This is a genomic window from Myxococcales bacterium, from assembly GCA_022563535.1.
Lineage (GTDB): Bacteria > Myxococcota_A > UBA9160 > UBA9160 > UBA4427 > DUBZ01.
Genome location: JADFNE010000014.1, coordinates 1 through 23,339 on the forward strand (window position 1 = coordinate 1; position 23,339 = coordinate 23,339).

The 23,339-nt window shown below is 59.7% G+C and carries 22 protein-coding genes and 1 tRNA gene; 12 read left to right on the forward strand and 11 right to left on the reverse strand.

What is annotated here, in order from left to right; translation table 11 throughout:
• Positions 1-1,321 (forward strand): DUF1566 domain-containing protein (locus IH881_06395; GenBank protein MCH7867310.1); only part of this gene is annotated, 1,321 nt, incomplete at its 5' end.
• A gap of 852 nt (positions 1,322-2,173) precedes the next feature.
• On the opposite strand, the gene IH881_06400 is transcribed toward IH881_06395, so the two are convergent.
• A tRNA-Ser gene (locus tag IH881_06400) sits at positions 2,174-2,265 on the reverse strand.
• A 130-nt stretch (positions 2,266-2,395) separates the two neighbouring features.
• On the opposite strand from IH881_06400, the gene infA reads away from it, so the two are divergent.
• The 4 genes from infA (at position 2,396) to IH881_06420 (ending at position 6,560) form a co-directional block, all read left to right on the forward strand.
• Positions 2,396-2,638, forward strand: coding sequence for a translation initiation factor IF-1 (infA, locus tag IH881_06405; GenBank protein ID MCH7867311.1), 243 nt, complete (start codon positions 2,396-2,398; stop codon positions 2,636-2,638).
• A gap of 50 nt (positions 2,639-2,688) precedes the next feature.
• Entirely contained in the window at positions 2,689-3,351 is a 663-nt protein-coding gene (locus IH881_06410) for a hypothetical protein (GenBank protein ID MCH7867312.1), read from the forward strand.
• Between the two features lie 66 nt (positions 3,352-3,417).
• Positions 3,418-4,236: a hypothetical protein gene (locus tag IH881_06415; GenBank protein ID MCH7867313.1), complete on the forward strand. Its 819-nt coding sequence runs from the start codon at positions 3,418-3,420 to the stop codon at positions 4,234-4,236.
• A 221-nt stretch (positions 4,237-4,457) separates the two neighbouring features.
• A complete protein-coding gene (locus tag IH881_06420; GenBank protein MCH7867314.1) occupies positions 4,458-6,560 on the forward strand; it encodes an elongation factor G in 2,103 nt (700 codons plus the stop codon).
• Positions 6,561-6,855: 295 nt separating this feature from the next.
• On the opposite strand, the gene IH881_06425 is transcribed toward IH881_06420, so the two are convergent.
• A complete protein-coding gene (locus tag IH881_06425) occupies positions 6,856-8,634 on the reverse strand; it encodes an SLC13 family permease (protein ID MCH7867315.1) in 1,779 nt (592 codons plus the stop codon).
• Positions 8,635-8,750: 116 nt separating this feature from the next.
• Positions 8,751-9,281: a TerB family tellurite resistance protein gene (locus tag IH881_06430; GenBank protein ID MCH7867316.1), complete on the reverse strand. Its 531-nt coding sequence runs from the start codon at positions 9,279-9,281 to the stop codon at positions 8,751-8,753.
• Between the two features lie 140 nt (positions 9,282-9,421).
• Here IH881_06430 and IH881_06435 point away from each other — a divergent pair, with 140 nt between their 5' ends.
• Complete coding sequence (locus IH881_06435; protein ID MCH7867317.1) at positions 9,422-10,882, forward strand: glycosyltransferase family 39 protein; 1,461 nt, start codon at positions 9,422-9,424, stop codon at positions 10,880-10,882.
• Positions 10,879-11,532 (forward strand): class I SAM-dependent methyltransferase, encoded by a 654-nt coding sequence (locus IH881_06440; protein ID MCH7867318.1) that lies wholly within the window; start codon positions 10,879-10,881, stop codon positions 11,530-11,532. The genes IH881_06435 and IH881_06440 overlap by 4 nt, the downstream gene beginning before the upstream one ends.
• A gap of 196 nt (positions 11,533-11,728) precedes the next feature.
• Here IH881_06440 and IH881_06445 read toward each other — a convergent pair whose 3' ends face one another.
• The gene (locus IH881_06445; protein MCH7867319.1) at positions 11,729-12,715 is read right to left on the reverse strand and encodes a glycosyltransferase; all 987 of its coding nucleotides are present in this window, start codon (positions 12,713-12,715) and stop codon (positions 11,729-11,731) included.
• 235 nt (positions 12,716-12,950) lie between these two features.
• On the opposite strand from IH881_06445, the gene IH881_06450 reads away from it, so the two are divergent.
• Entirely contained in the window at positions 12,951-13,415 is a 465-nt protein-coding gene (locus tag IH881_06450; GenBank protein ID MCH7867320.1) for an N-acetyltransferase, read from the forward strand.
• A gap of 33 nt (positions 13,416-13,448) precedes the next feature.
• On the opposite strand, the gene IH881_06455 is transcribed toward IH881_06450, so the two are convergent.
• Genes IH881_06455 through IH881_06475 form a run of 5 tightly spaced genes read right to left on the reverse strand, consistent with a single transcriptional unit; the run spans position 13,449 to position 18,862 of the window.
• The gene (locus IH881_06455) at positions 13,449-14,339 is read right to left on the reverse strand and encodes an ROK family protein (GenBank protein ID MCH7867321.1); all 891 of its coding nucleotides are present in this window, start codon (positions 14,337-14,339) and stop codon (positions 13,449-13,451) included.
• Positions 14,340-14,393: 54 nt separating this feature from the next.
• Entirely contained in the window at positions 14,394-15,932 is a 1,539-nt protein-coding gene (locus IH881_06460; protein ID MCH7867322.1) for a mercuric reductase, read from the reverse strand.
• A gap of 19 nt (positions 15,933-15,951) precedes the next feature.
• On the reverse strand, positions 15,952-16,713 hold the full coding sequence (locus tag IH881_06465) for a TVP38/TMEM64 family protein (GenBank protein ID MCH7867323.1): 762 nt from the start codon (positions 16,711-16,713) through the stop codon (positions 15,952-15,954).
• Positions 16,713-17,705, reverse strand: a complete 993-nt coding sequence (gene arsS, locus IH881_06470) for an arsenosugar biosynthesis radical SAM protein ArsS (protein MCH7867324.1) — start codon at positions 17,703-17,705, stop codon at positions 16,713-16,715. Before arsS ends, IH881_06465 begins: the two co-directional genes overlap by 1 nt.
• Positions 17,702-18,862, reverse strand: a complete 1,161-nt coding sequence (locus IH881_06475) for a methyltransferase domain-containing protein (GenBank protein ID MCH7867325.1) — start codon at positions 18,860-18,862, stop codon at positions 17,702-17,704. Before IH881_06475 ends, arsS begins: the two co-directional genes overlap by 4 nt.
• A gap of 240 nt (positions 18,863-19,102) precedes the next feature.
• Here IH881_06475 and IH881_06480 point away from each other — a divergent pair, with 240 nt between their 5' ends.
• Positions 19,103-20,008: an SDR family oxidoreductase gene (locus IH881_06480; GenBank protein MCH7867326.1), complete on the forward strand. Its 906-nt coding sequence runs from the start codon at positions 19,103-19,105 to the stop codon at positions 20,006-20,008.
• 22 nt (positions 20,009-20,030) lie between these two features.
• Here the strand turns inward: IH881_06480 and IH881_06485 are convergent, their stop codons facing one another.
• On the reverse strand, positions 20,031-20,510 hold the full coding sequence (locus tag IH881_06485) for a hypothetical protein (protein MCH7867327.1): 480 nt from the start codon (positions 20,508-20,510) through the stop codon (positions 20,031-20,033).
• Between the two features lie 221 nt (positions 20,511-20,731).
• On the opposite strand from IH881_06485, the gene IH881_06490 reads away from it, so the two are divergent.
• The 3 genes from IH881_06490 to IH881_06500 all read left to right on the forward strand — a co-directional run bounded on the left by IH881_06490 (position 20,732) and on the right by IH881_06500 (position 22,452).
• A complete protein-coding gene (locus tag IH881_06490; GenBank protein MCH7867328.1) occupies positions 20,732-21,136 on the forward strand; it encodes a hypothetical protein in 405 nt (134 codons plus the stop codon).
• Positions 21,137-21,282: 146 nt separating this feature from the next.
• On the forward strand, positions 21,283-21,969 hold the full coding sequence (locus IH881_06495; GenBank protein MCH7867329.1) for a hypothetical protein: 687 nt from the start codon (positions 21,283-21,285) through the stop codon (positions 21,967-21,969).
• 39 nt (positions 21,970-22,008) lie between these two features.
• Positions 22,009-22,452, forward strand: coding sequence for a hypothetical protein (locus IH881_06500; GenBank protein MCH7867330.1), 444 nt, complete (start codon positions 22,009-22,011; stop codon positions 22,450-22,452).
• Positions 22,453-22,528: 76 nt separating this feature from the next.
• Here IH881_06500 and IH881_06505 read toward each other — a convergent pair whose 3' ends face one another.
• On the reverse strand, positions 22,529-23,329 hold the full coding sequence (locus IH881_06505; protein MCH7867331.1) for an aminotransferase class IV: 801 nt from the start codon (positions 23,327-23,329) through the stop codon (positions 22,529-22,531).
• Positions 23,330-23,339: the final 10 nt, after the last annotated feature.

Genomic DNA, 23,339 nt, shown 5'->3' on the forward strand with positions numbered 1-23,339 from the left:
CGTTAGCCGTCGCGACGGCAATTTCCGCCCGCAGATCTACGTGATGAATGCGAATGGCTCTGATCAGCGAAACTTAAGCAATAATCCTTCATCAGATTCAGAGCCTTTCTGGTCACCGGATGGAACCAGGATCGTTTTCTCGAGCCAGCGTTCCGATGGTGGAAGCGCTAACCCTGACATATATGTCATGAACGCCGATGGCTCCAACCCGCAAAGGCTAACCATCAATTCCGCGCTTGACCTGCATCCATCCTGGTCGCCGGAGGGAGCGAAGATTACTTTTAGGAGCAGGCGTGATGGCAGTACCGATTTCAGTGATGAAATCTACTTAATGAATCCGGATGGCTCAGATCAACAAAGACTGACCAATAATTCTTCGATAGACCGGCAACCTGCCTGGATAAGAACTCTATTTCTCCCCGACACAGGTCAGACGACTTGTTATGTACCCGGCTTCGGTGACGTGAAAGGCTGCGCTGGGACGGGCCAAGATGGAGAATACTCCATCAATCCCATGAGCTTTACCGATAATGGTGACGGCACGGTAACGGATAACCTAACAACTCTCATGTGGCAGCAGGATGGCGCCAGTAGCAGTCTCAACTGGTATGAGGCTTCGGGCACCATGGATGCCACCGATAATCCAACTTCTACTGATGTCTGCGGCTCGCTTGCACTGGGGGGACACAACGACTGGCGGCTACCCACGCCGATAGAACTCATGGGCATAGTGGACTACGGGACAGACGGCCCTGCGATAGACACCACGTATTTTCCGAACACCGCTAGTTTTTCGACTGCACAATATTGGACATCTACTACTCTCAACATCTCCCCGTCAAATGCATGGGTCGTCTTCTCAGACGAGGGAGATGTTAGATGGGCACGTAAGGGAGCCGATTTCAGCAGCCAGCATGTTCGTTGTGTGCGCGGTGTTTCATTTGTAGCCCGCTACACCGATAAGGGAAACGGAACTGTAACGGACAGAGTGACGGGCCTTATATGGCAACAAGAGGATGACAATACAGGAAAGACTTGGCAGCAGGCCCTTGATTATTGCAATGGACTTGCGCTTGCTGGACACAGTAACTGGAGACTGCCGAATGCGAAGGAGCTTGAATCCATCACCGACTACACCAAGAACACACCCGCAATAGACTCCAATTATTTTTTGAACACGGCTGAGGATCATGCTTCCTATTGGTCGTCTACTACCTACAAATTCACTCCGAGCAGCGCGTGGGTGGTGTACTTCAGATGGGGACTCTTACAAGCCGACGGCCAGACCGGCAACCACCAGAAAGCTCGTTGCGTGTACTGAGTCACGCATTCTGCACAGCTGCGTCCAAAAACATTCTGCAGTTGAAGTGTTGCAGTTGCAACGCTCGGGAATTGCATCATAAATCCGACTAGATGCCGATCCACGATTGGCGCCACTCGTTACGCCGATACACCATGGCATGCAGAGTATTCGCCCTCGACGAAGCTACGACTACCGGATCCGCGAGGCGATCTGTGAGTCGGGTGATCAACGACAATTACTTTTGCCGCACCGTGTTGCCTCAGTTTTCAATGCTACCGCATGCCTCGTGTAGGAATCGTACCCGACTGCCCCTAATTCCACTGGGGAATGATTGATTCCGGTGAACTTCAACCAATCCCGGCCCAGAATGCAACCACATAGACATCCGCTCTAATTCTCAGCGACGAGATCTGGGTGTGCGAAATAAGAGGAAAGACAGATGACCGAACCACCGGTAGAGTCCGGAAGCCCCCCTTGCTTCGGGCCACCAGTTTTTTTCGTGGCGAAGATGTGCGGATACGCACGACTTCCTGTGAATCGGGCTTCCATGACCGCCAGAACCGCAGACTCAAGTGCTCTCCCTCTTGCGCCATTGAAGGCTGTTCCCGTTTCGGAACTTACACGCGGCGAGTACGAGTTCGTCATTCGCTTCCTGTTTGGAGTCCTCGCCCGGTTAGCGCGACGGGGACTCGCGATTTCGCCCAACTTGGCAACAGAGATAAACGCGGGCCGCAGTGCTTTTTGAGCGCGAAACCCGCCGTCTCCGGTTCGGGTTGGCCATGGCTTAACGGCCAACACCCCGCGGAATCGCGGAGTTTTCTCGGACTGTTCCCAAGTGCGCGCGCGAAGTCTCTGCAATGCGAGACTAGGTGGCGGAGAGGGTGGGATTCGAACCCACGGTACCGTTGCCGGTACGCCTGATTTCGAATCAGGTACGTTCAACCGAGCTCCGCCACCTCTCCGCGGCCAGGCAGCCTAGCATTATTGTTCTCGACCGGCGTTGGGGAGCAGAGTTCGGGGCGGGTTCTCAGAAGGGCTTCGATCCGCTAGGGTCTTCGCCGAATCAAATCAGCGGGAGAGGGAGAGAGCTACTTGGCGCGAGACGACCTCATTCAGGCAACCGGCAGTGTCGACAAGATTCTGGGCGGCGGCCGCTATCAAATCACCCTCGAGTCCGGACAGGAAGTGACTGCACAGCTGTCTGGCCGAATGCGGCGTTTCCGAATTCGCGTCATTCCCGGCGACCGAGTCACCGTCGGCCTCTCACCCTACGATCCCACCCACGGCTTCATCACATTCCGATTGCGAGAAGGTCAGAGCAGACCCGGCGGCTGATTTCGCGCCGGGTGTTTTTCGACCGGGCGTCGCTGCTGCGAGGAGTTTTGGTGCAATCGAATCCAAAATTCATGGTCGTCGCCGTGTTGCGAGTCATCCAGGCTTGGGATCGACTGCGGCTGGCCTTCCGGTCAGCCCTGAATCCGGGACTCCACATCCACCCGGGCGCCAGCACCAACCTGGCATCCGCCAAGTTCGACCTGGGACCCGGGGCAAGCCTGTCGATCAGTACTGGAGTCACAACCGAACGACGCAATTTGGGCGTGCACTTCGAACTCGGTGCCAATGCAAATGTTGTCATCGAAGACGGCGTGTGGTTGCGCTCGGATGTCGGGCCGGTGTTTCTGCGGGCCTACGCCGGTGCGCGGATTCGAATCGGACCCGAGACCCAACTGAATGCGTGCATGTTGAGTGCCAAGCAAGAAATCACAATTGGACGGCGTGTGCTGATCGGCATGGGGACACGAATCTTCGATTCGGACCAGCATGCCATCGACGTCGAACATCCCGAAGTTACGCTTCCGGTCCGTATCGAGGATCATGCGTGGATCGCGGCGGATGTTACGGTCTTGCGCGGAACCACGATCGGAAACAGCAGTGTCGTGAGCACACGCTCGGTCGTACGCGGTATTGTCGAGCCCCATACGGTGGTCTCTGGAATTCCGGCCAAGCTCTACGGCAAGGTGGGCGATCGAGCTTCTCTGCCGGATTGAATTCGGCCGGATTGAGTCCTGCCAGCTTGAGCCGCTGCCGAAAACCAAAACTCGGAATTCACGACAATGGTCAGTTCCACGAAATTGTTTCATTCCGACAGTCCCGGTGTTCTGGGTCTCGATCCGGCACTCGCTGCCGCCGGTCTCAACGTCGCCGCTGTTCTCGCTCCCAGGGAGTACGACGCCCTGGTTCCCGAGTCCTGGAAATCTCGACATCTGCTCCCGCATGCGGCTTCGGTGATCGTGATCGGCTCGGGCGGGGCAGATTTCTATTGGGCGGCGCGAAAGGCACGGCCCGGCTCAGAGCATCCCGTCGACGAGTATTGCGAAGAGTTGGTCACCCGAGCCGCAGACCGGCTCGAGGCTGCGGGGTTCGCTACCCGCGCGGCTTTCTATTGGGAGCGCCGTACGTCGAACGATTGCGAATCCGGCGAGTTCGCCGATTTTGTCGCGTTGGCTCGAGCCGCGGGCTTGGGCGCTCCCAGCCGCTTGGGGCTGTTGCTCCATCCGCGTTATGGACCCTGGTTTGCCATTCGGGCGTTGCTGCTGAGCGAGCGTCCGCCAGCCGAAGGCGCACGCGAAAAAATAGCGTTTGCGAATCGTTTTGATCCGTGTCCGAACTGCAGCGCACCGTGCGTTGCGGCGTGCCCCGGAAACGCGGTTGGCCGGAGCGAAGAATTCGCAGGGGAACGCTGTGCACAGACTCGCCACGAGGTTCGTGGGTGCGCCACGCGCTGCGACGCACGCATGGCCTGTCCGGAGGGGGCGGATTATCGCTATGACGCCGAAGCCTTGTCCCACCACATGACATCACACTTTCGTACGGATGATCCGAAGCCAGGAGTTCCCCCGGGGCATAGGTTTCGCTGGGACGCTGAAAGATAGGGTCCAACTGGAAAAACCTTTGACACCTCGCTAGATTGCGCGGCCACTACGGACCGAGTTCGTAACCCCCAAAAAAGAAAGAGCGACCGTTTTAGTGGCACCCGACGGTGGCCGATTACCCCCTCCGACTTGCTGGCGCGTCGTCTTTGCTGTGTTGCAACGGCGAACAACAGCGAAGTCAGACGTCAGAAATCAGTCAATAGCCAACGGAAGGCAAGAACATGTTCAACGACCTGGCCTCAATCAGAAACATCGGCATTAGCGCACACATCGATTCAGGGAAGACGACGCTCACCGAGCGCATTCTCTTCTACACCGGAAAGATTCACGCCATTCACGAGGTGCGGGGCAAGGATGATGTCGGCGCGGTGATGGATTCCATGGAGCTCGAGCGCGAGCGCGGAATCACCATTGCCTCGGCGGCGACGCACTGTGTTTGGGACAATAACAACATCAACATCATCGACACACCGGGCCACGTCGACTTCACGATCGAAGTCGAGCGGGCTCTGCGCGTGCTCGACGGTGCGGTGCTGATTCTCTGTGGTGTGGCGGGGGTGCAGTCGCAGTCCATGACCGTTGACCGCCAGATGAAGCGCTACAACGTCCCGCGGATCGCGTTTATCAACAAGCTCGACCGCTCCGGTGCCAACCCCGACAGGGTGACGGGGCAACTGCGCGAAAAACTCAGCCACAACGCCGTCATGATGCAGATTCCGATCGGACTCGAGGCCGAATTCGACGGTATCGTCGATCTGGTCAAGATGAAGGCCTATCACTTCGAAGGGGAAAATGGCGAAAACGTCGTAGAAAAAGAAATTCCCGAAGCGATGCTGGCAGCTGCCGACACGGCCCGCGAAGAAATGCTCGACACGGTATCCATGTTCTCGGACGAGCTCATGGAGGCGATTCTCGAAGAAAAAATAACGGAAGAAATGATCGTCGAGGCCGTCCGGAACGGCGTGCTCTCGCTAGATCTCACCCCGGTTTTTCTAGGTTCCGCGTACAAGAACAAGGGCGTGCAGCTCTTGCTCGACGCCGTCGTCAGCTATCTCCCAGCGCCGACGGATGTCCGCAATACCGGTGTCGATCTCGACAACGACGAAGCCGAAGTGGTGATCGAGTCGGACTTCGACAAGCCGATGATCGCGCTGGCGTTCAAGCTCGAAGACGGTCGCTACGGCCAGCTCACCTATGTGCGTGTCTATCAGGGAACCCTGGCCAAGGGTTCGACGATCATCAATTCGCGCACCGGCAAGAAACACAAGGTTGGGCGCCTGGTGCGCATGCACTCCAACGAGATGCAGGACATCGTAGATGCCGGGGCGGGAGACATCGTTGCGCTGTTTGGCATCGATTGCGCTTCGGGGGACACGTTCACCGACGGCAAAGTCAACTACGCAATGAGTTCGATGCACGTGCCGGATCCCGTGATCTCGCTTTCGATCAAGCCCAAGGACCAGAAATCACAGGACAACATGGGCAAGGCGCTGGGTCGCTTCGTGCGCGAAGACCCGACGTTCCACGCCGAAGTGGATCCCGAGAGCAACGAGACCATAATTTCGGGCATGGGCGAACTGCATCTCGAGGTCTACGTCGAGCGGATGTTGCGCGAATACAAGTGCGAGGTCGAGACGGGCGCTCCCCAGGTGGCGTACCGCGAAGCCATCTCGCGTCGCGCCGAGTTCAACTACACCCACAAGAAGCAGACCGGTGGTTCGGGCCAGTACGGCAGGGTGGCGGGCTTCATGGAGCCCATCGAGCCGGGTGATGAGGGACCGAGTGATTTCCAGTTTTCGAGCGAGATCAAGGGCGCCTCAATTCCGACCGAGTACATCTCTTCGGTCGAGAAGGGCTTCCGCTCTTGTCTCGAGAAGGGCCGCTTGATCGGCTTCCCCGTTCTCGGTCTTCGGGTCGTGGTCAACGACGGCAAGGCGCACTCGGTGGACTCTTCCGAGATGGCCTTCCAGGCGGCAGCCCGGGGGGCGTTCCGCGACGGTTTTGCCAAGGCCAAGCCGATCGTGATGGAGCCCATCATGAAGCTCGAGGTCGAGGGACCCAGCGAATTCCAGGGTGCAATCCTCAAGACCGTGATGCAGCGCCGGGGCCAGGTTGTTGGCACTGTCGACACCGGTGGCTTCGTGCAGATCGAGGCCGACGTGCCGTTGGCGGAGATGTTCGGTTACGCGACAGATTTGCGCTCGTCGACCCAGGGCAAGGCGGAGTTCTCGATGGAGTTCAACCGCTATACGCCGGCTTCGGCGGAAGTCACCAAAGAACTCAAAGAGAAGTACTCGTCTAAGATTCCGGACGATGACGAATAGGTGTAGTGGCGCGATTCTGAGCGAATTGGGGTTCTGTTGATTGGGGGACGCCAGAATCGGCGAGAGGTGGGCTCCGGCTCATGGCTCGCAATCGTTTCCGCGCGCTAGCTTTGAGTTGCTTCTGTGGTTTCAGGTTATGTGGCTTCGGTGCGCTGTTGGTGGCTGCGCTTTACTTCGCCTGAGCCCACCTCTCGCCGATTCTGGCTCGAGGCCGCGCGAATTCAATTGCAGGTTTGGTCGAGAGCGGATTGTGTTGGCCGGATGCCGGCTCGCGGTTGGGCGGGTGTGCGCGGGGTTAGAAGGGCCAGACGTAGGGGATTACTGTCAGGGCGATGATGCCGCAGATGATGTTGAGAGGGAGTCCGACTCGGATGAAGTCGCTGAATTTGTAGCCTCCGGGGCCGTAGACGAGCAAGTGGGTTTGGTAGGCGACCGGGGAAGCGAAGGCGCAGTTGGCGCCCAGCGCAATGGCGATCACGAAACTTCGGGGGTCGACTCCCGCCTGGTTTGCGGCGGCGACTGCAACCGGAAACATCAGGGCCGCGGCGGCATTGTGGTGGAGCATTTCGGCGAGCAGCACCGTAACGATGTAGATCGTGGCGAGCACGGCGAGGGGGCCGTAGGGTTCGGACTGCGAGACCAGAACGTTTGCGATCGCGGTAGCCGCACCGGTCTTTTCGATTGCCGCCGCGACGCCAAGACCCGCGGCGATCACGATCAGAACGTGCATCTGGACGCTCTTTCGCGCCATCCCACCCGTGATGCAGCGGGCGGCAATCAAAATTCCACCGGCGACGAACGATCCGATCGAGATCGGCAACGTATCGGTGGCGGCGAGCACCACCATCACCACGAAGACCCCAATTGCGAACCAGGCGCGGTCGTGGCGTGGCGCATGGGATTCGGGCACCTCGCTGACCAGATAGAAGTCGGGACTGTCGCGGTGTCGCTCGGCAAAATTGGCGGCGGCCTGGAAGACCAATGTATCGCCAGCTCGCAGGATGATCTCGCCGAGTTTTCCCGGCACCCGCTCGCCGTTGCGATGCACGGCGATCACGGCTGCATCGTAGGTGCTGCGAAAACCCGCGTCCTTCAGCGTTTGATTCACCAAGGGTGAGGATCGCGAGACGACGGCTTCGGTGAGACGGTGTTGGTGCGAGCCCCGCGCGGGGGTGTCTTCGTCGTCAATGGGAACCAACCCGCGGATGCGCTGCAAATCGACGATCGTCGAAACCACCCCTGCGAAGACGAGGTGGTCTCCGCCGTGGATGATCTCTGCTGGACCCACGGAGGTGATCGTGTCCTCTCCACGGCGAATCTCGAACAAGAAGAGACCCGGTAGCGCACGTAGCCCCGCATCTTCGATGCTCTGGCCGATCAATCCGCATTCAGGCTCGACCAGCATCGACACCGTGTACTCGCGACGATGTTGGCCGACTTCGGAGGTTGGGTCGGTGCGCGAGGGCAGGATGCGCGGCGCCACGAAGATCAGGTACAGCAATCCCACGAGCGTAATCGGGATGCCCACGGGAGCGAGTTCAAACAGCGCGAGCGGTTTCATGCCGGCCTGGGTCACCAGGCCCGCGACAGCGAGGGTGACGCTGGTACCGATCACTGTGATCGTGCTGCCGAGAATCGTCGTATAGCTGAGCGGGATCAGAAGCCGGCTCGGTGCGACGTGGTTGCGCCGGCACCAGTCGATCAGCAGCGGAGTCATCATTGCGACGATCGGCGCATTGTTGAGGAAGGCGGACAAAAAGCTGAGGGCGGGAAGGGTGCGTACCATGCTGCCGAATTCGGTTTTTGCGCGACCAAAGAGTCTGCCCAGGGTCAGTTCGAGGGCGCCGGTCTCGCGCATCGCGGCCGACAGTACGAAGAGCGCCGCGACCGTAGCCATGGCGGGATTCGCAAAGCCGCTGAAGGTCTCTTCAGGGGTCAGGACCCCGGTCGTACCGAGTACGATCAGCCCGGCCAACATGACGAGATCGGGCGGCGCAAGTCCTCGCACCATTGCCACCAGCACGAGGAAAATCACCCCGAGTGTGAGCCAGCCCTGCCATTCGAGGGAATCCATCGTGGGCGACGATACCGGGAAGTGGCCAAAAGCTCCAACGACCGAGCTGGCATCCGGGTCGGCCGCTGAATCTGGGCAAAAACCAACAGTCGGGAGAATTGCCTGCTCGCAGTCTGCTAGGACTTTGGCAGGCCCTGGAACTCGGCCAGGTGACTCTTCCAGCCAGCCTTGACCGCGTTGGTCTCGTTTCGAGACAATCCCAGTTCTTCGGCGATTTTGGACACTTCGGCGCTCTCGGTGGTGGAGATGGTCCCGTCTGCCGCCGAAACCGCGTACAGGCACTCGACCAGACCCAGTCGCTGCTCTCGGTTGGAGATCTTGCGAAATTCTCTCGTGATCAGGTAGTTCGACGTGCCGCCTTCTTCGCGCGCCTGGCCCAGGCTGATCTCGACGACCAACTTCGCTTCGCTCTCTGCAAGATCTCCCAGGGAGGTTGCCGCCCGCACCATGGCGTCGATTTCGCTGTCCTCGATGCGCAGGTCCGCGTGGGCGATCCGGGCCAACACGTAGGCGAACGCCGCGAGGTAGTGGGCGCGCTCGGGGGCCATGCCATCGAGTGCTGCGATGATTCGATCGAGGGCTTCGGGCTCGGTGTTCGAGCGATCGTCCTGAATGTCGATACCCAAGAAGCGCTTCAACAGGGACACGCTGATTCTCCCATGACGGTGCGGGTGCATTACGCTGGACATCGCAGTTTCGGACACCGGCCCAACCCCGGCAAGGGGCGTGCATGGATCGGCACTGGGTATAGGCACTGGGTATAGGCACTGGGCTAAGCTCGCGAGCGGTGGATATCCGGGGCGGCAGCAGGACTTGGGTAATTGCGGGGGCGCTTCTCGCGCTTTGGGCCGTCGGCATCCGCGTCAACAACGCACTGTTCTATCCGCTTCACTTCGGTTTCGATGCGCCCGCAAATTGGGACTATATCGCGAGTCTTCTGACGTCCTGGCGTTTACCCGCACCGGGCGACGGTTGGTCGACCTCGCACCCTCCGCTCTTCTACTACCTGTCTGCGTTGGTCGGTCGAGCCATGCAGTTGGGCAGTACCACGAACGCGGTGGACGTCGAGGCCATCACCATTGCAGTTCGCCTGATCAGCAGCGCCATCGGTCTGGTTGGAATCGCGCTCGCCGTCGGGTGGGTGCGGCGCAGTGACCCTTTGAATCGGCCGCGGATTTTGATCGCAGCAGCGCTGCTGCTCTTCCTGCCGGTCCATGTCTACGTGAGTGCCATGCTGGGAGAGGAAATTCTCTCGAGTGCCTTGATGTCGGCGGTACTGGTTGGGGTCGCGGTCGATCTGCAGCGCGAACCCGAACAACGACTGCCGCCGATCGCCGTTGCCGGACTCGGTGTACTGGCTGGTCTGGCGTTTCTCACCAAACTGACGGGTCTGTTGGTGGTGGTGGCGGTCGGGTTCGCGTATCTGGCCGATGGACTCCGCCGGCGGGAAATCCCCAAAATGCTGCGGAGAGTTGCAGTGTTTGGCGTCGTGGCGATCAGCATCGGCGGTTGGCCCTATCTCCACAACAAAGCCGAGTACGGCTTCTTCTATCCGCAGAACCTGAGGGTTCACGAGATGATGTTCACGATGCCCCCCGGTGAGCGGGGCCTTGGCGACTACCTGAACTTTCCGCTCGCAACGTTTCGAGATCCCCAGGTGCTGGCGCCAGAGCTGCTGCACTCGGTTTGGGGCACCACCTATACGACGCTTTGGTTCGATGGACATCGCGTGATGCTTCCGCGACGGGAAAGTTCAGTAGCGTACATGGGCTCGCTACTTCTCGTCCTGGGCCTGGTCCCGACACTTGCGTTCGCGCTGGGGTTCGCACGTGGAATTCGTCGCGCTCTGCGCGAACCCGGTGGGCCCGACACCTTGTTCACTGCGATCATTGCGCTGACGCTTGCGGGGTATGTGTTGTTTACCTGGCAGAATCCCTGGTACGCGACACTCAAGGCGAGCTACTTGCTCGGGGCGCTCGTGCCCTATGGGGTCTACACCAGCGAAGTGCTCGCGGAGTGGATGCGTCCGGGGCGGCGGGCGAGACAAATTGCGGTTGCGCTTTCACTGGTTGTGTTGCTCGCGGGATCCGCCGTGACGTTTACCGTGAACCTGGTCTTCGAGAAGGGAGAAGGACCTGGCTTTCGATGGCCGAAAGTCGATCCCAGCCGACACTACGAACGTGTGATTCCAACTCGTCAGATGAATCTGGACACAAACGAGTGGTCGCCGGGGGAATCCTCGCAATGAGCGACGGCGACGATACCCAGAGCAATACCCAGAGCGATGCCTACACGAGACGTCTCGAGACTCTTGGTGACGCCGGTTGGAAGCGTTTCTTTGACGTCCAGGCACCGTACCGCTGGAATATCCGTCGCCTCGCCCTGGGTTTCACTTTGGATGTCGGCTGTGGCATCGGCCGCAACCTGTTGCATCTAGGGGGCCACGGCGTCGGAATCGACCCCAACGCGGATTCGATCGAAACCGCCAGGCGACGCGGTTGTACGGTACTGACCAGCGATGCCTTCGACAGTTCTGAATACGCGCGCGCCGACCACTTCGATTCCCTGCTGCTCGCTCACGTGGTTGAACACATGAGTGTCGACCAGGCGAGCGACCTGGTCGCACGCTACCTCGGTTTCATTCGCCCGGGTGGCAAGGTCGTGCTGATCGCGCCCCAGGAAGCGGGTTACCGAAGCGACGATACCCACGTCCAGTTCATGGACTTCAGCGCATTGGAAGTGATTCTTTCCCGAGCGGGAGTCGAGTACGAACGCAGCTATTCGTTTCCGTTTCCCCGCCCCGTGGGCCGGGTGTTTCTTCACAATGAATTCGTGGTGATGGGTCGCCGACCCGCATCCCGAGTCGGATCGACAGGAGTTCGATCCACTCATCTGTAAAACGCTTCAGATACCTGGGAACCGACTTGAGATAGAGAAGCCGACCCTCCAGCGGGACTTCACGTCGGGGGGCGCAGCAACGAGAAGCGAAAATCTCGCTGGGCATGCCCACGAGAAAGCGGGAGTTGATCGAACGGCAGGACCTGCGCCACCAGACGATCACACGCATGGAACACAGGGATGCCCGGGTAGGCGCCTAACGCAGGAACAAATCCTGAGCCAAGCTCCTGGCGCCGTATCCGAAACGCCAGTAGCCCCGGTTCAAGACCTCGTGTGCGATTGCGGGCAGGCGCGAGAAAAAGCCCGAGGCCATCTGGTCGCGCAGTTTGGCGTGGTGGATCTTGCCTTCGGTCAGGTCGACGACGCTCTGCCGGGGGGAGAAGCCCTTGTCGGCAGCGATGCGGAACCGTTCGCGCGCAGTCGAGAAGAAGGTGACGTTGTGTCGGAACGCGCCAATCGCAAGCTGCTCCCGTGCCTTCCCCAACTGTTCGCGCAAGTTGAAGCGCTGGAGTCCGAACTGATTGGTTCCGTGCAAGCGGTATTCGATCAGGTTCTCCTCGATGATGCGAATGTCGGCGACTCCCGCGATGCTAAAAGTGAGCCACGCATCGTGACAATCGTGCAGATCGGGGAAGGGCAGGTAGACGTTGCGATACCGGGAGCGAAAGGCGAGGGTGGTACCCGCTGCGACGACGTGCTTGACGAAGACTTCGGCGGCGCGTCCCTTGCGTACCAGTGCACGCTCCCGCGGATGGAACCAGAGCGAGTCCCAGAGATTGTATCCGAGGGGTTCGAGCGCTTCGTCTACCACGCGACCGTTGCTGAAGACGGCTCCGGCGTCGGGATGGGTCTCCAACTCGTCGACCATTTTTTCGATTTTGTCGGTGTGCCAGACGTCATCGTGATCGGCCAGGAAGATGAATTCTCCCCGACACAGCGAGACGGCCTTTTCGAAGTTGGGGGTCGTGGTGAGGTTTTCGGAGTTGCATTCGAGTTTTACCTCGAAGGGGGCGCCGTCTCTGAAGCGTTCGAGTGCGGCGATGGTGCCGTCGGTTGACCCGTCGTCGCACACCACCAGTTCATCTGGCAGCTGGCTCTGCTCGGCGATGCTGGCGAGCTGCTCGGCGAGCCAGGGCCCCGGGTTGTAGGTCGTCATGGCGATAGAGATGCGGGGCGCAGTCATTGTTTCAACTCACTGAAACTCGCGAGCACGAGTATGAATACCCGTGTATCGGGCGACGACCATGAACGACCAATAACGACTATCGGTGAACATAGACGACCATAGCCGACGACGGCATTTTGGGAAACGGAATGGGACCGCGACAGGAACGCGATTGGGTTATCCTGCGCATCGCGATCGTTGTGACTGCGCAAGGCAAGGCGCGGGATCTTCAGATTGTGGGAAAGGAGATTGCGTGGCCGGGGTCCAGTTCATCGAGGCGAAGATCGAAGATGTCGAGTTCGGAGACGATGTCACGGTCGTAAAGCCCGTCAATCTCTACGGTTGCAAAATTGGCGACGGATGCTTCATCGGGCCGTTTGTTGAAATTCAGCGCGACACAGTCGTGGGTGCCCGCACTCGGGTTCAGTCACACAGCTTTTTGTGCGAGATGGTGACGATCGGAGAAGATTGCTTCATCGGTCACGGCGTGATGACCATCAACGATCGATTCCAGCAGGGCGCTCCTTCGGCTGAGAAGGAGAATTGGGGGGCGATCAAGATTGGAGACCGCGTGTCGATCGGCAGCAACTCGACACTGTTGCCGGTCACGATCTGTGATGACGTGGTCGTTGGCGCCGGGTCGGTCGTTACGAAAGATATTTCCAAACCCGGAATCTACGTCGGCAATCCCGCGCGTTTCACCAGGGTGCTTTCGTAACGCATTTGGATCGCGCCGGAAGTTTGCGTCGGGCTACGTTTGCTTCGAAAAGAGACTCGGCAACAGCGCGGCGCCGATCGTTCCCGCGCGGTCTCCCAACTCACTGACCAGCAACGGGACCTCTGCCAACGGCTTGGCAAACGAGACCTCGAGCAACGTCTTGCGACAGCTCGGTTCAATCAAATCAAAGGCCGGGGAAATTCCGCCGGTAAAGACGATCGCGTCGACGTCGAGAACGTTCTGCATCGAACGAATTCCCATGGCGAGCACCTCTCCCATCATCTCGAAGACGGCCAGGCCCGCGGCCTCTCCCCCCCGCGCGTTGTCGGCGATGTCACGGATTTCCTCGGCCTCGCCACCGAGCTCCGCATACTTTCGCTTCAACCCCGGGGTTCCGACATAGGTCTCGAGGCATCCTGTTGCCCCACATACGCAGGGCCAGTTCTCATCGCGATTGACCACGACGTGTCCCAACTCTCCGGCGAATCCGTTGGCACCTCGCCGAGGCACTCCGTCGATCACCACGCCGCCGCCGATGCCCGTGCCCAGGGTGAGGATCAAGAAGCTTGGATGCTGCTGACCGTGTCCGAATTGCAGTTCGGCAAGGGCCGCCGCGGTACCGTCGTTTTCGACGCTGACTGGACAGTCGAGCAGTCGGCTGAGTTCGCTCTGCATCGGAACGCCTTCGAAGCCCGGCAGGTTGGGGAGGCGCCAACAGCGACCGCTCGAATCGACTTCGCCGGGGATCGCGAAACCCACAGAGTCGGGTTCGGGGGCGAGTTCGCGGATGGCGTCTGCGATGTCGGCTAGCAGTGCCAGCGGTTCTTTGGTTTTGTCGGTGGGAATCGAGTGCGCTTCGAGCACTTGCGCGCCGTCCACAATCGCGATCTTGATACGCGTCCCACCGAAATCAACACCAATCATCGTCGCGTCAGTATGCCGAAAGCTGCGGGGTTGGATCAAGCCGTGGGTGTGTTCTCAACGCCTCAGGGCGAGAAATGATCGGAAGATCCTGGCTACGGTCGGAGTCAGCTTGGTCTTGTTATATGCGTCGCCGAGCTGGCGGATGGCTTCGGCTTGGGTCGGGTAGGGGTGAATCACCGAGGCGAGTCGCGACAAGCCGACGCCGCCCGCCATCGCCACACTGATTTCGCTGATCATTTCGCCGGCGTGCTTTGCCACGATCGTGGCACCCAGGATCTTGTCCTTTCCCTTCTCGGTGTGAATCTTGACGAAGCCTTCCTCCTCTCCTTCCGTGATCGCGCGATCGACCAGAGCGAACGGACGTAGATAGGTATCGAGTTGGATGCCCTTCGCCATGGCATCGCGTTCGTACAATCCGACGTGTGCAATCTCCGGCCGGGTGTAGGTGCACCACGGAATCGTGAGGGCAGAGAGCTTCTTGCGCCCGAAGAACAGGGCATTTTGAATCACCGCGCGTGACGCGAAATCGGCCGCGTGAGTGAACTGGGTCGACATGCAAACGTCGCCGGAGGCAAATATGTTCTTGTTGTGTGTTCGCAAGCAATCGTCGACCAATACACCCCGGCGATCATGCCGGACGCCGGCCTGTTCTAGCCCGATGCCTTCGACGTTGGGGATGCGACCTGCACCGACGAGAATGGCGTCGACCTCGATTGGGTCTTCCTTCCCTTGTCGCGACAGCCGAAGACGTTTGATCGGCCCGGCGCTTTCGATCTCCTCGACCTGGGTGTCGAGGGCCACGTCGACTCCGTCCCGTTCGAGGGCTGTGCGCAAGATTGCCGCGGCGTCGGGATCCTCCCGGGAGAGGAACTGGCTCCCCCGTGCGATCAAGGTGACTCGACTCCCGAGGCACGCAAATGCCTGTGCGAGTTCGCAACCGATGGGGCCACCGCCAATGATCGCGAGGCGCTCTGGTAGTTCAGTGAGCGAGAAGATCGTCTCATTGGTGTAATAGCCAGCTTCTGCCAGCCCCTTGATCGGCGGAATGAAGGGACGGGCACCGGTGGCGATCACCGCTTTTTTGAAATCCAGCACTGCACCCGCGACTTCGATCTGGTTGCGACCTATGAACTGACCGTCGCCAATGAAAACATCGACTCCGAGATCGTCGCGGAATCGGCGCGCGGAATCGTTCGCGCTAATGCGGCTGCGAATCTCGCGTAGTCGCTCCATCACGCCGGAGAAATCAACTTCGACGCTGTCGTCTGGGACGTTGACGCCAACCGCCGCGGCCGAGCGCAGGTCTCCAATCGCGTGGGCCGAACGCAGTAGCGACTTGGAGGGAATACAGCCGGAGTTGAGGCAATCACCGCCCAACAGTGCGCGTTCGATCAAGGCAACCTTGGCTCCGATCCCGGCGGCTCCGGCGGCCGCGACCAGACCGGCAGTGCCGCCGCCGATCACGACCAGATTGTATCGACCCGTTGGCTCCGGATTGATCCAGTCGGCGGGGTGCACGTTGGCGACCAAAGCTCGGTTGTAAATGTCGTGGGGCGGAACCTCGATCGCAGTCACGGCTCGACTCGTCGTCATGGACTCGCTCACCTCAAAATTAGTCGGTGGGTTGCTTCGCGTTGTCTTCCACGGCCATCGTTCCGGCGTTGGGTGTGCTTTTGGCCAACGCCGTTTTTGCGATCCGGGTGACGATCGTGGTCACGGCGAGGGTTGCCACCAACCCCAACCCCAATACCAAGTAGTGAGCTGCGCCTTTGTCTACATCCCCGGCCGCGAAGGCCGCAGCATCTCCCGCGACCCTTCCGTAGTAGACGTAGAGAAGTGTTCCGGGAAGCATCCCGATCGAAGCGATCAGGTAGTCCCGAAAACTCACGCGCGTCACACCCAGGGCGTAGTTCATGAAGTTGAAGGGAAAGGCCGGAGAGAGTCGCAGCAAGAAGACGATCTTGAGACCCTGGTCGCCCACGGCGGAATCGAGGGCCGAGAACCGGGGATGGTCGCGCAGGCGTTCTTCGATCAATCCGCGCACGAGGTATCGGGCCACGAGAAATGCGAGGGACGATCCGATGACGGCCGCAGTGAAAACGTAGATCGTGCCCTGGACCAGATTGAACAACGCGCCCCCGGTCAGGGTCAGCAACGCCCCGGGCAAGAATGCCAGCACGCCGGCGATATAGGCCGCGATGAACACGATGGGGCCGAGGCTCCCGTGGTCTTCCACCCAACCTTGGAGTTGCGGAACGTAGCCGCCCAACTGCCGTGTGAGCGCAAAGAAGACGCCGAGTGCCACGACGATCCCAGCGATTTTGACGAGTCTTGCTCGGCCCGCGCTCGGGGGAGTGGTCTCAGGGCGAGACATCAGGCGTTTTCCTGCAGTGTCCCGCCGCAGCTCGAACCCGCGCCCGCAGTGCAGCCAAAACAGTGCTCTGCTGTCGCAATGGGTCTGCCATAGAGAAGTCCGAAGTCGTCCAGGTCCCAGATGGTCTTCTGGGGGCCGGGCATCGCCAGTTCGAGCTGTTGGTTGAAGTCGCAGTCGTAGAGGGTGCCGTCGTACCCAATCGAGACGAGGTCTCTGCACATCAAGCTCGAAACCGTCTTCGGATTGAAGTGGTTGACCAGCAATGAGAGATACTCGGAGGCGCGGCCTGAGCGCTCCAGATCGTGGGCGAATCGCTTGATCGGCATGTTGGTAATCGTGAGCAGACGGTTGAAGCGGATGTCGAATCGCGTGCCGAGTTCTTCGCGAAACTCGAGTTCCAACTCGGCTTGGGGTGGCGGGAGTGATGGGCCGCCGGGGTTGTAGACGAGGTCGAGGATCAAGCCGGTGTCGGGGTCGCCGTAGCCGAGTCGACCGAGCAGGCGGAGCCCCTCGATGCTCTTGTCGAAGACCCCCCGCCCACGCTGGGCCTCCACGTTTTCCGCGGTGTAACAGGGCAGCGAAGCCACGACCTCGACCTGGTGCTCGGCCAAAAACTTCGCGGTGTTCTCCTGCCCCGGTTCGAACAAGATCGTGAGGTTGCAGCGATCGATTACTCGCCGACCGAGCCTGCGGGCACCGATGACCAATTCATAAAAGTGTTCGCTCATCTCCGGCGCGCCACCCGTGAGATCGAGTGTCCGGATCTCGGGATTATTCGCGAGCAATTCGAGGACGCGCTCGATCGTCGCCTTGTCCATCGCCTCGCTGCGATTGGGACCCGATTCGACGTGGCAGTGGTGGCAGGCGAGATTGCAGCGCTTGGTGACGTTGAGCTGAAGGGTTTCGCAGCGATTGCGCCGCAAGCCCCGGTCCCAATGAAGTGCGGTATTGACCGCATCATCGAATCGGGCTGGGGTACCGAGAACACTCAACAACAGGAACTCCCTTTGTCACTGGACTCGCGGGTTTCGCGGTAATCGTGGCCCTTGGTTTCGCGCGGGTCCCGGGTATGGCTGCGGCAGCAGTCGAACTCAGCGCGATCCTCTTCGGCGACGGCGACCCGAGGCGGAACCGCGATGATCTGGTCGCTGTACGGCTCCGCGTTGAAGATTTTGTAGGTCTTGGCACAGACGGCCGTCCGTTCGCCGCGCACCAGGGTATGTCCGTCGTCGTCGACGACCTGCTTCCAGGGACCGCGGTAGATCACGGCTTCGTTTGCTTCGAGACGGGCCCCTTCTTTTCCCTTGGTGCCCGTGATCGTAACCGAGCGGAATTCGATTCCATCCACGACCGCAAAGGGCTTGTCTTCCCATTTGTCGATCTCGATTCCGTAGAAACCTGTGCGTTCGAGCTGGGCGAGGAGGTCCGATTCGCAAAACGCCCCCGAAATGCAGCCGCTCCAGAGTTTGGGATCGGCCTTCAGTTCGTCGCTGACCACTTCGTCGCTGACGATGTCCGAGATGGCGATGCGCCCGCCCACGTCGAGCACCCGGTAGATCTCCTCGATCAACTGATGCTTGTCTTCTTCGCGCACGAGGTTGAGAACGCAGTTCGAGACCACGATGTCGATCGATCCGTCTGGAATCATCGGGGCGTCGCGGCGCATCCGATCCTTGGCGTCTTCCAGGGCATCGAGGGAGTCGACGCCTGAAATCGGATTCTCTTGCATCCAGCTGTCGAGTTCATCCATGTCGAGCTTCAGATCTTGAATTCGCCCACGCAAGAATTCGACATTGCGGTAACCGTTCAATTCCGAAACCTTGGGAGCCGCAGAGCGCGCCAGGTTCAGCATGTCCGGGTTCATGTCCACGCCGATGACACTGCCCTCGGCCCCGACAATCTGTGAAGCGATGAAGCAGATCTTGCCACCGCCACTGCCCAGGTCGAGTACGCGGTCTCCAGCGTTTACGTATCGCGAGGGATCGCCGCAGCCGTAGTCTCGCTCGAGTACTTCTTGTGGAATGATCTCGAGGTATTGGGGGTCGTAGTCGATCGGGCAACAGAGTGCAGGCTCACGTGTGTTGGCCGCACGGCTGTAGCGATCGGAGGTAGCACGCTCACTGCTCGGATTCTGAACTGACGTTGACATGTCGCCTGCTTTCCTTTTTAACGATCCGTTTTCGGTATACAAGATCCGAAACACAACATCTGATATACAACACCTGAAATTGAACGGGCGATGATAGAACAAGCCGACATCCGGGCCCGCAAGTGGCGATGAACTCGAATTGGACGAGTTGTTTTGGGCAGAGCTTGCGGGAAGAATCCCCACAGGAATTGAGCGCGGCAGCGCGTCAGTCTCTCGCCCCCAACCCATAGGGATCTCACAATGAGCGACATCAGCTATCAAAATCGAGTGGCGATCATCACCGGAGCCGGCGGGGGTCTGGGGAAGACCTACGCCCTGGAATTCGCCCGTCGAGGCGCCATGGTGGTGGTCAACGACCTCGGCGGCGCCGCCGACGGCACCGGCGCCGGTTCGACACCCGCCGATGACGTGGTCGCGGAAATTGCCGAAGCCGGGGGCAAGGCTGTTGCCAATCACGATTCAGTGGCGACTCCCGAAGGCGGCGAGTCGATCGTGCAAGCCGCACTGGACAATTTTGGCAAGGTCGACATTGTGATCAACAACGCGGGGATCTTGCGGGACAAGACTTTTGCCAAGCTGACGCCCCCTGATCTCGAAATTGTTCTCGACGTGCACTTGAAGGGCGCATTCTTCGTTTCCCAGCCCGCCTTTCGCAACATGAAGGAAAATCAGTACGGCCGATTCGTCTTTACGGCGTCGGGAGCCGGCGTGTTCGGGAACTTCGGCCAATCGAACTATGGTGCTGCAAAGATGGGTCTGGTCGGCCTTTCGAATGTTCTGGCGGTCGAGGGAGCCAAGTACAACATCAAGTCGAACGTGATCGCGCCGATCGCCCGAACTCGCCTGACCGAGAATCTGCTCGGACCCTTGGCGGAGCATCTCGATCCAGGCTGCGTAACGCCGCTGGTCACCTACCTCGCCTCGGATGCCTGCGAGCACACCCACGAAATCTACGACGTGGGCGGAGGGCGATTCGCGCGCATCTTCATCGGCTTGTGTGAGGGCAAGACCTTTGGCAAGGGTGCCAAGCCCAGCGCAGAAGAGATCCGCGACAGCATTGGCGAGATCAACGACACCGATGGGTTCACGATTCCCACCAGCATTGCCGGTGAGATGGAAGCGGTCGTGAAGTCGTTCAAGGACTAGTACTTAAAAATTTTGTTTTGGCTCAGAGCTGCTCGATGTGCGAATCGAGTATTGGCCACTCGATGGCGTCCTGGGATGCAAAAGCCTTCAACAGGAGTTGGCGGTCGGGGTTGTCGTCCTTTCCGCAAAACTCCTTGATGGTCCCCTGGAGCTTTTTGGCCGCTGGCTCGGGAGGGTTGTTTTCTTTGAGGCTTCCGTCTTCGTGATCGATCTCCAGGGCGTCGAGCCATTCGACGAGGATCTCCTTCCTGCATTCCAGAAAGTAGATTGCGAGCATTTCTTCGGCTACGGGATTGTTGTTGACCCGGGACAGGGCCTTGCGCACCAGTGCAGCGCGGCTCGCGAAGGGTTGCTTGATCACGAACTTTGGACGGCTCTTGAACGCCGCCGCCGCGGCGTAGACGGCCTGGGTGAAGCTGCCCGGCGATTTTTCTGCAATTTCGCGAAAAAAGGCCTCGGCCTGCTCGGTATCCATCGCCGCAAAAATTTGAACTGCCCGCATCGTCCGTGCTCCCTGATTTACCCTTGCAGGTGCCAGTAGTTAGCATCCAGTCTCCGGCCCCGCTGCAGGACACCCGCAGGCTCCAGCCCGGGGCCCCCATGGGGCCATTCTCGACGGGAAAACGCCGCGCATATCGGCCGATCGAGGCTCGAAGTCCATTGCGATGTCTTTAGATTGGGAGTCTCGAGGTCGATAAGCTGGGTACTATGATTGAAGATGTGATGTCTGATTCGACTGTCGATGATCCCAGAAAACTCAGCGAACTGTTGGCTCGCATTGCCGAACTTGCGCAGTCCCATAACGTGAGTTCCGTTGTCGTCGGAATCACTGCCGAGGTCGGAAGCCTCCTGTTCTCCGAGTTCGTGGACTATCTACGCAGCGCCTTACGAGTGGAAGACGGGATCTATCGCATGACGCGAGAACGGGCAGTGATCCACCTGGCGGACCTCAATATGGAAGGTGGCCAGGTGGTGTTCAATCGCTTGCTCGAGGAATTCATCGAAGAGTTTCCGATGGCCAAAGAACCGAAATTCGACATCAACTTCTGTTTGGCCGAAGCGGGCTGCGAAACCCTCGCGAACAAACAGATTCTGGCGGAGATTTTTCCCAGCCGCATGCTCCACTAAATCGAAGGCACGATTTGAAGCTGGGGGTCGAGGCTTCTCGCATACTTCGAGGCTTCCGTTTCTCGGCTGCGGCGCTTTACCCATGAGTACGTCTCAGTGCTTTGCCCAGCGTCGCTGGGTGCCGGTTCTCGCTACGGTGCACCTACGTGGGACTCTCGGCGAACACCATTGCGCGTCGGCTCGAATGCAGGGCGCAGCTTTCATGGGGACGGTTTGCCGTCTCAGCCCTCGTCTGTGGATGGTTGTCGTTCTCGACTGTCGCCAGGAACGCCGAGGCGGAAGAGTTCTCGACCATCTCCAGCAGTAGCGTCCTCGGACGCAATACCGGGATTCCGACGGGCACGTCCGATCCGTTTGATACGGATACGGTCTCAGCCGAGCAAGTCGGCCGGGTTGACTTCGTTGTCGAATCCGTCGTCTACTTCAAGAACATGGAGCTCTTCGGGCTCGACGTGGTCGAAGGGGAAACCTTGTTCGGGGTTCTGCTTCCGATCCGGTTCCGCTACCGGGCCCACGAGCGTCTTCAGCTCGAGTTGGGCGGGTTGTTCGGAGAAGACTTCGGGGACTCGAAGCGGCTGAATGTTGCGGAGCCGCTCTTTCGCATCGGCTTTTCACCGTCGCCAAGGGTGCATCTCGTCGCGGGAACGATCTACCCAACCCACTGGATCCACGATGCGCTGGTCGACGATACGAACAAACTGCGCGGTCGCGCTGAACAGGGCGTTCAACTCAGGGTCGATCGCGATCGAGTGAAGCAGGATCTTTGGATCAATTGGCGGGTCCGGGAAACCGGCATGTGGGCGGAAGAGTTCGAAATTGCTTCGGCGAACTAGCTGCGGCTAATCCAGCAAAGGCTTTGGCTCGACGGCCAGTTGATCTGGAACCATGCGGGAGGGCAGATCTCGACCAGCGATCGGCTCGAACACAATCTGTCTTTCATGGTTGGCGGTTCATTCGGAGGGCCCATCGGCAAATCATCTCGCTGCGATCGCGGCTGCATCGATGGACTGCGGCTCGCCGGTCGATTCTTCTACAGCATCAAGAGTGGGCGCGGAATCGAGCGCCAGACAGGGACGGGGTGGGAAGCATCCGCAGCGCTGACGACGCCGCTCAGCCAGACCATTCGGGGCAGACTGCACGCCTCATATTTCGGAGGCAGCAGCTTGCTGGGAGAGCGCGGCGATCCGCTGTATCGCCTCGATCGCTATGCGCAGCTTGGAGGCAGCCTGTTGTTCCGCCCATTGCCCGGTCTGGGGATCGAGACGGGGATCTTGGGACAGTGGACCGACGCCGAACTCAATTTACCTACACGGTAAACTTCGTCTGGGGGCAGGCCTTCGTCACGCCGCTGCGGAAGGTCCAGAGCAAGGCTGCCCCCGGGCTTGCCGCTCCCTAATGAGTATCCGCGAGAAGAGCATCAAGGCGCTCTGCCCAGGGGCCCGGTGTACCGCTGCCGATTTCGCGGCCGTCGAGCTGGACGATTGAAACAGCACCCCGCACCGCATTGACGGCGATCAACTCCCGGGCGTCGGCGATGTCGCCCTTGTCGAGGGTCGCAATGCTGAGTTCGGCAGTGCACTCCGAGATGATGTCGAGCGCGATCCCCGCGATCGCGCCGAGCGCAAGATCCGGAGTTGCAAGGGTTCCCGCACGATTGACGATCAGCAAATTTGTGCTTGCGCCTTCAACGAGGTGTCCGTTCCCGTCGTAGAGCAGCGCTTCATCCGCGCCTGCATTCGTCGAAGCCGCGCGCGCTTCTTCGTAGACTTTCTGATGGGTGAGCTTGGCTCCCGAGAGCGAGCTGGGGCCGTGGTGGCTCATGGGTGCGGTGATTGCGGTCCAGCGATTACTCTCGGGGCCGATGGCGCGCGCCGTGGCCAGCAGGCTTGTACCCGGGCTGCGCGCCCTCGAGAGGGCCTCGATTCTGACGATTCCACTTCCGTCGGCGAAAGCCGCTCGGCCCAGATCCTCGAAGGCACGAAAAACCAATGAAGGATCGAATGCTCCGAGGCCGATCGCCTTGGCGTCCCGCTGCAACCGGCGCGCGTGATGATCGGGGTGATGTGCTCGGCCCGCCGTCACCCGGGCGGTGGTGTAGCAACTGGGCGTACTTTCACTCGATTGCTGGACGAGGCGGGCGACCGCTGGGTCGTTCTCATCAACCAAGCGGCCGTCGAGCCATAGGGTTGTCACAGATCTCGTA